The 13,093-nt window shown below is 63.3% G+C and carries 9 protein-coding genes; 5 read left to right on the top strand and 4 right to left on the bottom strand.

From position 1 onward, the window contains the following. Positions 1–20 precede the first annotated feature (20 nt). From soxB to AWT76_RS12735, 5 genes are all read left to right on the top strand, one after another. A complete protein-coding gene (gene soxB / locus AWT76_RS12755; protein ID WP_072246677.1) occupies positions 21–1,715 on the top strand; it encodes a thiosulfohydrolase SoxB in 1,695 nt (564 codons plus the stop codon). Between the two features lie 55 nt (positions 1,716–1,770). Beyond that, on the top strand, positions 1,771–3,060 hold the full coding sequence (gene soxC, locus AWT76_RS12750; RefSeq protein WP_072246676.1) for a sulfite dehydrogenase: 1,290 nt from the start codon (positions 1,771–1,773) through the stop codon (positions 3,058–3,060). Next, a complete protein-coding gene (locus AWT76_RS12745; protein WP_072246675.1) occupies positions 3,044–4,141 on the top strand; it encodes a c-type cytochrome in 1,098 nt (365 codons plus the stop codon). The genes soxC and AWT76_RS12745 overlap by 17 nt, the downstream gene beginning before the upstream one ends. 10 nt (positions 4,142–4,151) lie before the next feature. Then, complete coding sequence (locus AWT76_RS12740; RefSeq protein WP_072246674.1) at positions 4,152–4,871, top strand: c-type cytochrome; 720 nt, start codon at positions 4,152–4,154, stop codon at positions 4,869–4,871. A gap of 204 nt (positions 4,872–5,075) precedes the next feature. Then, positions 5,076–6,338, top strand: a complete 1,263-nt coding sequence (locus AWT76_RS12735) for an NAD(P)/FAD-dependent oxidoreductase (RefSeq protein ID WP_072246673.1) — start codon at positions 5,076–5,078, stop codon at positions 6,336–6,338. A 74-nt stretch (positions 6,339–6,412) separates the two neighbouring features. Here AWT76_RS12735 and AWT76_RS12730 read toward each other — a convergent pair whose 3' ends face one another. The 4 genes from AWT76_RS12730 to AWT76_RS12715 are packed head-to-tail and all read right to left on the bottom strand — an operon-like array spanning position 6,413 to position 13,084. Beyond that, positions 6,413–8,470: a hypothetical protein gene (locus tag AWT76_RS12730; protein ID WP_072246672.1), complete on the bottom strand. Its 2,058-nt coding sequence runs from the start codon at positions 8,468–8,470 to the stop codon at positions 6,413–6,415. Next, on the bottom strand, positions 8,467–11,217 hold the full coding sequence (locus AWT76_RS12725) for a DUF4159 domain-containing protein (protein ID WP_072246671.1): 2,751 nt from the start codon (positions 11,215–11,217) through the stop codon (positions 8,467–8,469). Before AWT76_RS12725 ends, AWT76_RS12730 begins: the two co-directional genes overlap by 4 nt. Further along, a complete protein-coding gene (locus AWT76_RS12720; protein WP_072246670.1) occupies positions 11,217–12,080 on the bottom strand; it encodes a DUF58 domain-containing protein in 864 nt (287 codons plus the stop codon). Before AWT76_RS12720 ends, AWT76_RS12725 begins: the two co-directional genes overlap by 1 nt. Continuing rightward, positions 12,077–13,084, bottom strand: coding sequence for an AAA family ATPase (locus AWT76_RS12715; protein WP_072246669.1), 1,008 nt, complete (start codon positions 13,082–13,084; stop codon positions 12,077–12,079). The genes AWT76_RS12720 and AWT76_RS12715 overlap by 4 nt, the downstream gene beginning before the upstream one ends. Positions 13,085–13,093 lie beyond the last annotated feature (9 nt).

Below are 13,093 nucleotides of genomic sequence, written 5' to 3'. Positions count from 1 at the left end.
CTCCCAAGGAGACACTTCTCATGATTTCTAGGCGCGAGTTCCTGCAAGCCTCTGTCGCGGCTTCGGCGCTTTACGGCATTTCCGGTTATGGCAACTGGGGCAAACTGGCCGCGCAACAGACGCTGACGCAGGATGATTTGCTGAAATTCGACACGTTCGGAAATCTGTCGATTATCCATATCACAGATATCCACGCCCATCTGAAGCCGATCTGGTTCCGCGAACCCGAATGGAATGTCGGCGTGGGCGATGTGAAGGGCAAGCCGCCGCATGTTGTCGGCAAGGACTTCATCGAGATGTTCAACCTCAAGCCCGGCTCGCCCGAGGCTTATGCGTTGACCTATGACGATTTTGTCGCGCTGGGCAAAACCTATGGCCGCATGGGCGGCATGGACCGCGTGGCGACCGTGGTCAAGGCGATCAAGGCGGACCGCCCCGATGCGATCCTGTTGGATGGCGGCGACACATGGCATGGGTCGATGACCAGCTATCTGACCAAGGGTCAGGACGTGGTCAATGTTATGAACAAGCTGGGCGTGGATGCCATGACCAGCCATTGGGAATGGACCTTCGGCACCGACCGGGTGATGGAGATTGTCGACAATCTGCCCTTCCCGTTCCTTGGCCAGAACATCTACGATTCCGAATGGGACGAACCCGCAGAATTCCCCGACTACACGTGGTTTGAACGGGGTGGTGCGAAGGTTGCGGTTATCGGTCAAGCCTTCCCCTATATGCCCATCGCCAATCCCGGCTGGATGTTCCCCGAATACAGCTTCGGCATTCGCGAAGGCCGTATGCAGGAAATGGTTGACGAAGTGCGCGGGCAGGGGGCCGATCTGGTCGTCGTGCTGTCGCATAACGGCTTTGACGTGGACCGCCAGATGGCCAGCCGCGTCAAGGGCATTGACGTTATCCTGACCGGCCACACGCATGACGCGCTGCCAGAACCGGTGATCGTGGGCGAAACCCTGCTGATCGCCAGCGGCAGCCACGGCAAATTCGTGACCCGTCTGGATCTGGACGTGCGCGATGGCCGGATGATGGGCTTCCGCAGCAAGCTGATCCCGATCTTCTCGGATGTCATTACGCCCGATGCGGAAATGGCCGGCCTGATCGATGCCGAGCGCGCGCCCTTCAAAGAGCAATTGGAAGAGGTCATCGGCTATACCGACAGCCTGCTCTATCGTCGCGGCAATTTCAACGGCACCTGGGACGACCTGATCTGCGAAGCGGTGATGTCCGAGCGCGACACCGAAATCGCCATGTCGCCGGGTGTGCGCTGGGGTGCCAGCCTGATGCCGGGCGACCCGATCACCCGCGAGGACATCCATTCGGTGACCTCTATGACCTATGGCCAGTGCTACCGGACAGAAATGACCGGCGAATTCCTGAAGGTCGTTCTGGAAGACGTGGCCGACAACCTGTTCAACCCCGACCCCTATTTCCAGCAGGGGGGTGACATGGTGCGCATGGGCGGCCTTGGCTACAAGATCGACATCTCCAAGCCGATTGGCGAGCGGATTTCCGGGATGACCCTGTTGTCCACGGGCGACCCGATCGACCCGGCGCGCACCTACACGGTGGGCGGTTGGGCCAGCGTAAACCAAGGAACCGAAGGGCCGCAAATCTGGGACGTGGTCGAAAGCCATATCCGCAAGATCGAGCGCGTATCGCTAGAGCCGAACAATTCGGTGCAAGTGAGCGGCCTCTAATCCATTAACCCGGATGGGCCAAGCGCCCATCCAGCCTAGCAAAAGGAACACCGTCATGACCGACCAGTCCAATGACGCGCCCCGCAAGGCCGGTGGTGCCAGCCGCCGCGACTTCCTGCGCACCGCAGGGCTTGCCGCAGGGGGCGCTGCCCTTGCAGCCACGGGCGCGCGCGCCAATGCGCCCGACGCGCTGATTACCGAAGTTCAGCCCTACGCGTCCTTCACCGGCGAGGGTGTGGATGCCACGCCTTACGGGATGCCGATTCATTTTGAAGAGCATGTCGTGCGCCGCAACGTGGAATGGCTGACCGCTGACCCGATCAGCTCTATCAACTTTACGCCGATCCACGCCTTGGAAGGCACGATCACCCCGCAGGGCTGCGCTTTTGAACGCCACCACTCTGGTGCGATCGAGATGAGCAAGCAGGAATACCGCTTGATGATCAACGGCCTTGTTGATCGCCCGCTGGTCTTTACCTTTGCCGATCTGATGCGCCTGCCGCGCGAAAGCCATGTGTATTTCTGCGAATGCGCGGCGAATAGCGGCATGGAATGGGGCGGCGCGCAGCTGAACGGCGCGCAGTTCACCCACGGCATGATCCACAACATGGAATATATCGGTGTTCCGCTGCGTGTGCTGCTGGAAGAGGCCGGTGTCCAGCCCGAAGGCAAGTGGGTCTATGTCGAAGGCCATGATGCCAGCTCGAACGGCCGTTCGATCCCGCTGGAAAAGGCCATGGATGACTGCTTGGTCGCCTTCTACGCCAATGGCGAAGCGCTGCGCATGGAACATGGCTACCCTGTCCGCCTGGTTGTGCCGGGTTGGGAAGGCAACATGTGGGTGAAGTGGCTGCGCCGCATTGCGGTCTATCACGCTGCCGTCGAAAGCCGCGAGGAAACCAGCAAATATACCGACCTGCTGGCCAATGGCGTTGCCCGCAAATGGACCTACGAGATGGATGCGAAATCCGTCATCACCGCGCCGTCGCCGCAGGCACCTGCCAGCCATGGTGCTGGCCCGATGGTCATCACCGGTCTGGCATGGTCCGGCCGCGGCAAGATCACCCGCGTTGATGTGTCTACGGATGGCGGCGTGAACTGGGTCGAGGCCCGGCTTGCGGGCGACCCGCTGCCGATGGCGCTGACGCGCTTCTATGTCGACCATGTTTGGGACGGCAAGCCGATGCTGCTGCAATCGCGCGCGGTGGATGAAACCGGCTATGTCCAGCCCACCAAGGACCAGCTGCGCGCCGTGCGCGGGCTGAACTCAATCTACCACAACAACGGCATCCAGACCTGGTATGTCAACGAGAATGGGGAAGCTGAAAATGTCGAAGTGTCGTAATCTGATCGCTACCACGGCGCTGGCAACCTTGGCTGCTGCCCCGGTTCTGGCGCAGGAATTTGGTCTTGGCCGCGCGGCCCTGCCCGAAGAAATCGAAGCTTGGGACGTGGCGGTGCTGCCCGATGGCACCGGCCTGCCGGAAGGCAGCGGCGACGTCTATGACGGCGAGGAAGCCTGGATCAACAACTGCGCGTCCTGCCATGGCGATTTCGCCGAAGGCGCGGGCGCATGGCCTGTGATCGCAGGCGGGGATGGAACCTTGACCGATGCACGCCCGGTCAAGACCGTGGGGTCCTATTGGCCCTATCTGTCGACCGTGTTCGACTATGTGCACCGCTCCATGCCCTTCGGCGCAGCACAGATCCTGACCTATGATGAAACCTACGCAATCACGGCCTATATCCTGTATTCGAACGGGATCGTGGATGATGACTTCGTTCTCAGCCGCGACAACTTCACCGAAGTTAACATGCCGAATGTGGATGGGTTCATCGTTGACGACCGGGTGGATACTGAATTCCCCTTGTTCGTAACCGAACCCTGCATGAGCGACTGCACGGATTCTGTGGAAATCTCGAAGCGTGCCAGCGACATCGCCGTGACCCCGCCATTCCCGCGCTTGCTGCTGGATGGCACGGTGCTGGAACCGGGCGAGACGCTTGAGGAAGCATCGATGCAGGGCAGCGCGACCGACGCGGCCCCGGTGGAAGAAGCTGCCGCCGAACCCGCCGCTGAAGAGGTCGAGGTCGCAAGCGTTGATCCGGCCTTGATCGAAGCGGGCGAAAGCGCATTTCGCCAGTGCCGCTCTTGCCACCAAGTTGGTGACGGTGCCCGCAGCGGTGTCGGCCCGGCACTGAACGGCGTTGTCGGTAGCGTGGTCGGGCAGGTGGACGGGTTCCGCTATTCGCCAGCCTTTGCAGAAAAAGCCGATGAAGGCATGGTCTGGACTGCCGAAGCCCTTGACGCGTTCCTTGAAAATCCGCGAGACTATATTGAACGTAACCGGATGGCGTTCCGGGGGGTTCAGGATGCCGATGAACGCGCGGCCTTGATAGCCTACCTTGGCACTTATCCGAACTGATCGGAATGATATGAAGGGACCACTCCTTTCTCTTGCAATCTGCATCGGGGCCGTTTCGGCCCCGGTCGCAAGCCTCGCGCAGGCTGTCCCCATTGGTGACCCGGAAGCCGGTGCCGAAGTCTATCGCCGGGAATGCGCCAGTTGCCACCAGATCGGCGAGGGGGCCGTGCACCGCATCGGCCCGCATCTGAACCAGATCTTTGACCGCGGCGCGGGCAGCCATGATGACTTTCGATATTCCGGCGCGCTAGAGCGGCAAGGCCGCGACGGGTTGAGATGGGACTTGGCCCGCCTTCACGCGTATATCGAAAACCCGCGCGCCTTGGTGTCTGGAACACGCATGTCCTATCGCGGGTTGAAAGACGAAGAGCGGCGCGCAAACCTGATTGCCTATCTGCGCGCCTTCTCTGACCAGCCGCAGAACATTCCCGAAGCCGCCCCCACCGCGCTCCGCCCAGAGGTGGACCTGTCGCCAGAGACCTTGGCCATCGCGGGGGATGTGGAATATGGCGAATATCTCAGCCAAGAATGCACCACATGCCACCAGCGCAGCGGCGCGAACGAAGGTATTCCGGGCATTGTCGGCTGGCCCCAAGAGGATTTCGTGGTGGCCATGCACGCCTATAAGGAAAAACTGCGCCCGCATGAGGTGATGCAGTCTATTGCGTCGCGCTTGGGCGACGAAGAAATCGCCGCACTCGCAGCTTATTTCGCGGCGCTTGAAGAATAAGAACAAAGGCTTGCACCCACCCATGCGAGCCTTGCGGTCGTTTCATCCGACGCGAATGGCCGCTGAATTGGTCCCACGCTCTACGCCCCGCGTGGGAACATGACCCGTCCGATAGTGCGCCCTTGGCGCAGAGGAGGCTGGACGGCGGGGGGACTCGGGCGCAAATTCGCCTTCAACCAAGGCGAGCTACGGGAGTGAGAACCAATGAAGCTTCAACGCAGAACATTTCTGGCCAGCGTTTCTGCTGCCAGCGCCATCATGGCGGCTCCGGCTGTTATGGGGCAGGCACGTCCGCGTGTCGTGGTTATCGGTGGTGGGTCCGGCGGCGGCACGGTTGCGCGCTATATCGCCAAGGATAGCGATGGCGCCGTCGATGTTACGCTGATCGAACCGACAAAGCGCTATTACACCTGCTATTTTTCGAACCTGTATCTGGGCGGGTTCTGGGAATATGACGCGTTGGGGCATGGCTATGAAGGGATTGCCGCGGCTGGCGTGAACGTGGTGCATGATTGGGCGATTGGTGTCGACCGCGATGCGCGCAACGTGACGCTCGCCTCTGGCGCGTCTGTTCCCTATGATAAATTGGTCGTCGCACCGGGGATCGACTTTGTCGATAATGCCGTGGCGGGCTGGGATGTGACCAAGCAAAGCCTGATGCCCCATGCCTACAAGTCGGGCACGCAGGTGCAGCTTCTGAAAAACCAGATAGAGAACATGCGCGAAGGCGGCACCTTCTGCATGGTCGCCCCGCCAAACCCTTACCGCTGCCCCCCCGGTCCGGGAGAGCGCGTGTCGATGGTTGCGCATATGCTGTCGCAATCCAACCCGACCGCGAAAATCCTTGTTGTGGACCCAAAGGAAAACTATTCCAAGCAGGCCCTGTTTGAGGAAGGCTGGGCCAAGCATTATGGCGGTATGGTCACGCGCATCGGCCCCGATTTCGGCGGTGCGAATGTCGAAGTGCGCCCCGATGCGATGGAAGTGGTCATCGACGGTCAAACCGAGAAGGTCGATGTCTGCAACGTGATCCCGGCACAAAAAGCGGGCAAGATCGCGGAACTGGCTGGCCTGACCAATGATGCAGGATGGGCACCGGTCATGCCGTCTGACATGCGGTCAACCATGGACGAAAACGTATTTGTGTTGGGCGATGCCGCAGAGCAGGGCGCAATGCCGAAATCTGGCTTTTCGGCCAACAGTCAGGCCAAGGTCGTGGCCAATGTGGTGCGCGGCGAATTGACCGGCAGCCGCATCTTCCCGGCGCGTTACTCTAACACCTGCTGGTCGCTGATCGCCACCGATGACGGTGTGAAAGTGGGGGCGAGCTACGAGCCGGGCGAAAGCCAGATCGAATCTGTGTCCAGCTTTATCAGCCAGACCGGGGAAGACGCAGATCTGCGCCGCCAAACCTACGAAGAGAGCATTGGCTGGTATAACGGGATCGTGGCCGATATCTTTGGCTAAGTGCGTGCTATCCTGAAATGCAAAAGGCGGCGCTGGTGTCAGCGCCGCCTTTTTGCATTCCTTGGGCCGCGGGTTCAGCGCCCTTCGCGCAGCCATGCCCCAAGCGCCAGACCCGCCGCCAAGATCAGCCAAGCCCAGCCGGGCAACAGCGCGGCGGTGGTCAATTCGGTGGTCACATAGGCATTGCGCGGGGTCACGCCCAGCCAGCCGCGCCCCGCCGCCGCGCGGCCTTCGCGCACTTGCCGCAAGTCCGGCAGCCCTTCGGATATGGCAATGCTGCCGCCGCGGGTAGCTTCTATCGGCCCGTTCAACCGGCTGCCCGTAGCAATGGTGCTTTCATATTCGCGCGGCGCTTGCGGGCCAACGGCGACCACGCTGGACATGTCCCCCTCGCGCAAGCGATAGAGGCCAATCTCTGGCGCGTCCCATTCGGCGGTGTATTCGCCCGGTGCGTTTTCCGTCACATCCAGCGCCGTTTCCGTGCCATCGGGGGCGGTGACGATCACCTCGCCCACAGTATCTTGCAGGCTGCGCCGGGTGATGGTCAGGCGCTGGCCCTCTGCCGTGGCGGTCAGGGTTTCTTCCTGCAATTCCGGCTCGCCCATCATCCAATGAGCCAGCCTGCGCAGCAATTCCAGCTGCGGCCCGCCGCCTTCGAACCCCCGGTCCCACAGCCATGTCTGGTCCGACGCGATCAGCGCCATGCGCCCCTCTTCCACGCGGTCCAGCATCAGCAAGGGGCGTCCATCGATCCCGTCCATCAGGATCTGACCGCGGTCCGGCACGACCTCTATCTGGCGGAACCAGCGGCCCCAGCCCTCGGCGCTGTGGGCCAAGGCCTCCAACCCGGCGGTGACAGGGTGGCGCTGGCCCAGCTCGGTCACGGCAGGTCGGAACCCTTCATCCAGCACCCGCGCGGTGGGGCTGGCCGGAAAAACTTCGCCCAAAGGCGACCGCCAGATGCTGTCGGCCCCCGCGAATTCCGGCCCGCCCACAACCAAAAGCGCGCCGCCATCTTGCACATAGCGGGCAATATTGGCGAAATACGCACTGGGCAGAATGCCCCGCCGCTTGTAGCGATCAAATATGATCAGATCGAATTCGTCGATCTTTTCGATGAATAACTCGCGCGTGGGGAAGGCGATCAGCGACAGTTCGTTGACCGGCACCCCATCATGGCGGTCTGGCGGGCGCAGGATTGTGAAATGAACCAAATCCACGGCCGGGTCGGACTTTAGCAGGTTGCGCCATGTGCGCTGCCCGGCATTCGGCTCTCCCGAGACCAGCAGCACGCGCAGGCGGTCCCGCACGCCATTCATCTGCACAATGGCGGCGTTGTTGCGGTCAGTCAGCTCATTCGGCGCGTCCTCTAGCTCGAATTGCAGCACGTTCATGCCGCCGCGGTCCAGAGTGATGTCGATTTCCATATCCTGCCCGATGGGCACCATCGCGCTTTGTTGCGGCCCGCCATCGACCGAGTAGAACAACCGGGCCGTGCCGCCCGCGCCCGAGGGCACGGCGCCTTGGTCTTCGACCCGCAGGGTCAGGGTCACGGCTTCACCGACAATGGCGAAGGCAGGGGCATTGGTCACGATCAGGCGGCGGTCCCAATCGTCGGGCTGCCCGGTTTGCAACAAGTGAAGCGGGCTGGGCAGATCAAGGGTTGTGTCGGCATCATGGGCCAAGCCGTCCGACAGCAAAAAGCTGCCCGCCAGCCGGTCTCGTGGAATTTCGGCCAAGGCTTCGGCCAGCGCGCCCGCGATCAAGCTGCCTTGGTCGCGGGCGGCGTCGTCCACGGTCACGACGCGGGTTTCCATGCCGGGCAGCGCGGCCAATTCGCGTTCCAGATGCGCGCGCGCAGCGTCGGTCTGCTCTGCGCGGCCGCTCAGGCGGTTGGATGCGGTTTCGTCCACGACCACCAAGGCGATATCGCTCAGAGTGTCGCGCAATTCGGTTTGCAGCGCCGGATTGGCCAGTGCCGCCAGCAGTGCAAGCGCGGCCAAGCCGCGCAGCCACCACCCGCGCAAGCCGCGCCACAGTGCCAAGGCAACCATCAGGCCCGCGACAGCCGCCACCGCGCCCAAGACCGGCCATGACACAAGCGGTGCAAAGGTAATCTCTGTTCCGTTCATTGTCCCAGCCTTTCCAAAAGGGCGGGCACATGCACCTGATCGGATTTGTAATTGCCGGTCAGCACATGGGTAATCAGGTTTACCCCGAACCGATAGGCCATCTCGCGTTGCTCCTCTCCGGACATGCCCATGCCGATGCGCACCATGGGTTGCCCATCTTCGTCCACAGCCCAGGCGCTGGCCCAGTCATGGCCGCCGACAATGACCGGCGTCACCCCGTCATTGAGGTTGCGAAATGGCATCCCCTCGGCGGCTTCGGCATCTGCGGGCGCGGCTTCAACCCAGACATCGCGCCCCCGGTAGCGGCCCGGAAATTCGTTCAGCAGGTAAAAGGTGCGGGTCAGCACATGGTCCTCCGGCACCGGTTCAAGCGGGGGAATGTCCAACGGGCGGGCAATGGCCTGCAACCGCCGCGCTTCGGGCGTGGTGCGGGTTAACCCGGCCAGTTCTGCATCGCGCGTGTCGAACAGGATCATCCCGCCGCCACGCAGGTAGCGGTTCAGCTTGGCATAGGCGGCATCGGATGGGATGGGCGAGTCTTCGGTGATCGGCCAATAGAGGAACGGGAAAAAGGTCAGTTCATCGCGTTCCAGATCAATCCCGATCGGCGGGTCCGGTTCGATCGAGGTGCGCGCGAACAGGATACGGCTTAATCCGCGCAAACCGGCCTCTGCCATGTCATCCACGCGGCGCTCGCCGCTCAGCACATGGCCCAGAACCAGCGCGCCGGTGGCTTGCAGCGCAAGGCGGTCGTCGCTGTCTTGCGCACGGCTCTCGACGGGCAGCATCAGCGCCACAAACAAGGCCGCGACAGCACCACTGCCCCGCAGCCGCCCCGACACCCAGAGCGCGGCCAGAATATCTATCAACAGCAGCGCCAGACCCGCCAGCAGCACCGGTGCGCGCAGGTCGCGGGTGACGGCGACGGTGTCGCGCTCGACCGTGACAGAGTCAGGCCATGTGCTGGGCGACAGGTCTGTATCGACTGCGATCAGGTTCAGGGCCAGCGTGCCCACAGGGCCACTATAGACGCCGGGCAACAGGTCTGGCCCGAAGGCGCGGCTGGCCAGAACCTCGCCCGCGACCACAGGGTCGCCGCTGGTGTCGTGCATTTCGCCAAACCCGTCGAGCGCGCGCTCTGGCTGCCATGTCTGGCTTTCGACCGTCTCTGGGTCCATCGGTGCGCCACGGGTAGAAACCGCCAAGCGTTCCAGCATTTGCACGAACAGCCCCGACAGCGGCAGCGTGGACCATTCGGCATTCGCGGTGGTGTGGATCAGCACGATCTGCCCATCTTCGTCAAACTTGCGCGTTACAAGCGGCGTGCCATCGGCCAGCGTGGCAATCGTGCGGTCCGCCAGCCCCGGATCGGGCTGTGCCAGAACCTGCGCGGCAATCGTCACATCCTCGGGGATGGGCAGCCCGACGAAGGGCGAGCCGGGCGCAAATTCGCGCAGGCGGCGCGGCGCGCCCCAGCTCATCGCGCCGCCAACTGTGCGCCCGCCGATGCGCAGACGCACGGGCAAAAGCGGGTCTTCCGCCTCGCGCGCGATTTCGGATGCGGCAAGGCGCGGTCCTGCAAACCGCAACAAAAGCCCCCCATCGCGCACGAAATCAACGATTTGTGCGGTCTCGACCTCTCCCAAACTGGCGATATCGACAAGGATCAGGACATCCGGCGCGGTCAACAGCAGATCGTCAATCGACGGGCTTTCGACCAAGTCCGAAACCGGACCAAGGGCTTGGCGCAGGTAGAAAAAGGGCGACAGCAGATCCGCGCCTTCATCGCCCTCGCGCCCGGTCAGCAGTGCTACTTTGCGCCGTTGCAGCGCGTCATCCGTCAGGGCGACCGCGCCGGCGCTGCGCTGACCTTCAATCTGGAACCGGCTGATGCGGTTGCGCAATTCGGGTTGCAGGACCAGTTCGGCCTCGGCACTTTGAGCGCCGCTTTCGAATGTTGCGGTGGCCCGTGCCAAGGCGCGTTCCACCCCGGCCGGGTCGCGCCCCGTGGCGACAATGTCGACATCGGTTTCGGGCTGGCCGGGCAAGCGCAGCGCTTGCAACGCCAACACTCCGTCGCGCAAGACCGGTGGCGCCAGCGCCAAAACCGGGCGCGAGGTTTCGAACACGGTCAAATCGCCGCGGGCCTGCAACGCATCGGTCAGCGCGGCCCGATAGGGCGCGTCCAGCCCGTCTGACAGCCAATAGCTGTCCAATTGGTCCGGCAAGGATTCAGCCCATTCCGCCACGGTCTCGGCATCGGCGGCGAACGGGGCCGGAGAAATGCCTCCAACCCGTTCCGCCCAAAACCCGGCTTCGCGCAGGGGCAAGGGGCCTTCGGGCAGGTCAGTCAGCGCGACAAGGGCGACGGGGCGGTCGGCACGCGCGGCTTCCTCCAGCACTTCGTCCACCCGCTCTGCGCGGCGCGACCAATCACGGGCGCTGGCCCAGCTTGCATCCATCACGACCAGAAGCGGCGCATCGCCCATGCGCGCGGCCTGCGGGTTCAGCATGGGACCAGCGAAGCCCAAGATCAGCGCGGCCACGGCAAAGGCGCGCAGCAGCAACAACCACCACGGGGTTTTGTCGGTTTCCGTGCGCGTGTCGGTCAGGCCCAATAGCAGGGCAACACCCGGAAAGCGGCGCACCACCGGCGCGGGCGGCACAGCGCGCAGCAGCCACCACAACACAGGCAGCGCGACCAAAGCCGCCAGCAGCCACGGGGTTGCAAAGCCGATCGTCGCCATCAGCGCCCCCCGTCCAAGGTTTGCCACAACGCCATCAGCGCATGGCTGGGCGGTTGGTTGGTGTGATGGGTCAGGATCTGCCAGCCGCTTTTGCGCGCCAGTGCCGCAAGGGCATCTTTGCGCGCCGCCAGCCGGTCGCGGTAGCGCGCTTGCAGGTCATTGGCGCGCAGGGTTTCATGCCGCAGCGCGCCGCTCATGGATTCGAAAATCGAACGGCCTTGATAGGGAAATTCTTCTTCCACCGGGTCGAGGATTTGCACCAGCACCCCCCGAACGCGTTGTGCCACCGCGTGCGCAACGGTGCGTTCAAGCTCTTCGGTCGGGCCAAGGAAATCCGACAGGAACACGGCCTGCGACCGCGCGGGGATCGCGCCAGTTGGGGGGGTGCCGAAATCTGTCGCGTCGTCTGCGGCCAGTGCCAATGTCAGCGGTTCCAATTGTGCGCGGCCCATGCGTGGCGGCATGTCGGGCAACAGACCCACGCGTTCACCGCCCTTCAGCAGCAGCACGGCCAAAGCCAGCCCCAGCAACCGCGCGCGGTCAGCCTTTGGCACGCGGTCCTTGGACCCCGTAAAGGCCATGGCTTGGGCGCGGTCCACCCAAAGCGTGACGGTCTGCGCCGCCTGCCATTCGGTTTCGCGCACGAAATGGGCATCCGCCCGGCCAGAGCGCCGCCAGTCAATCCGCCCTGCGCCATCGGATGTGGTTGCGGGGCGATATTGCCAGAACTCATCGCCTTGGCCAACGCGCCTGCGCCCATGCGCGCCCGGCAGCACGGACGCGGCCAGATGCTCTGCCTGCGCCAAAAGCGCGGGCAGGGGGGCGGCAAGCGCTTCGGCCTTTTGGCGCAGATCAATCGTCACGCGGCCGCCACTATATCTGTCGCCTGCGACGCCACGCGGTCGATGATATCGCCCAGATCAGCGCCCTGCGCGCGCGCGGCAAAACCAAGCGCCATGCGGTGCGACAGGACCGGGCGCGCCATGGCCGCCACATCATCCAGCGAGGGTGCAAGCCGCCCTTGCAGCAACGCGCGCGCGCGCACTGTCAGCATCAGCGCCTGCGCGGCCCGCGGCCCCGGCCCCCAGGCGACCATGCCTTGCACGGCGTCATGCGCCTCTGGCTCACCCGGGCGGCAGGCGCGCACAAGGTCCAGAATCGCATCGACCACGCGCTCACCCACGGGCATCCGGCGCAACAGCTCTTGCGCGGCGATCAACTCGGCGGCGGTGAACACCTCATGCGCGGTATCCTCGGCCGCGCCGGTGGTGGCGATCAGGATATCGCGCTCTGTCTCGCGGTCGGGATAGTTTACGTCAATCTGCACAAGGAACCGGTCCAACTGCGCTTCGGGCAGGGGGTAGGTGCCTTCTTGCTCTAACGGGTTCTGCGTGGCCAGCACATGGAAGGGCGCGGCCAGTTTGTGATGCTGCCCGGCCACCGTCACCTCGCGTTCCTGCATGGCCTGCAACAAGGCGGCCTGCGTGCGCGGGCTGGCACGGTTGATCTCATCAGCCATCAGAAGCTGGCAGAAAATCGGCCCTTCAATAAAGCGAAAGGCGCGTTTGCCGCTGTCATCCACGTCCAGCACTTCCGAGCCCAGAATGTCGGCAGGCATCAGGTCGGGGGTGAACTGGACGCGGTTTCCTTGCAGCCCCATCACGGTCGAAAGCGTATCGACCAGCCGGGTCTTGCCCAAGCCCGGCAGGCCGATCAGCAAACCGTGGCCACCACACAGCATGGCCGTCAGCGTCAGGTCCACCACGGTTTCCTGCCCTATAAAACGGCGGTTGATACTGGCGCGCGCCGCTGCCAGTTTTTCCCCAAGGGCTTCGATCTGCTGAGGAAGGTCGGTGACATCTGTCATGGGGCGCGT

It is taken from the genome of Roseibaca calidilacus, from assembly GCF_001517585.1.
Taxonomy (GTDB): domain Bacteria; phylum Pseudomonadota; class Alphaproteobacteria; order Rhodobacterales; family Rhodobacteraceae; genus Roseinatronobacter; species Roseinatronobacter calidilacus.
This window is presented reverse-complemented; position numbering and strand designations above follow the sequence as displayed.

Coding starts and splice junctions, on each gene's coding strand:
- soxB (WP_072246677.1), top strand. CDS start 21: ATGATTTCTAGGCGCGAGTTCCTGCAAGCCTCTGTCGCGGCTTCGGCG.
- AWT76_RS12730 (WP_072246672.1), bottom strand. CDS start 8,470: ATGAACGGAACAGAGATTACCTTTGCACCGCTTGTGTCATGGCCGGTC.
- AWT76_RS12715 (WP_072246669.1), bottom strand. CDS start 13,084: ATGACAGATGTCACCGACCTTCCTCAGCAGATCGAAGCCCTTGGGGAA.
- AWT76_RS12725 (WP_072246671.1), bottom strand. CDS start 11,217: ATGGCGACGATCGGCTTTGCAACCCCGTGGCTGCTGGCGGCTTTGGTC.
- AWT76_RS12740 (WP_072246674.1), top strand. CDS start 4,152: ATGAAGGGACCACTCCTTTCTCTTGCAATCTGCATCGGGGCCGTTTCG.
- AWT76_RS12735 (WP_072246673.1), top strand. CDS start 5,076: ATGAAGCTTCAACGCAGAACATTTCTGGCCAGCGTTTCTGCTGCCAGC.
- soxC (WP_072246676.1), top strand. CDS start 1,771: ATGACCGACCAGTCCAATGACGCGCCCCGCAAGGCCGGTGGTGCCAGC.
- AWT76_RS12745 (WP_072246675.1), top strand. CDS start 3,044: ATGTCGAAGTGTCGTAATCTGATCGCTACCACGGCGCTGGCAACCTTG.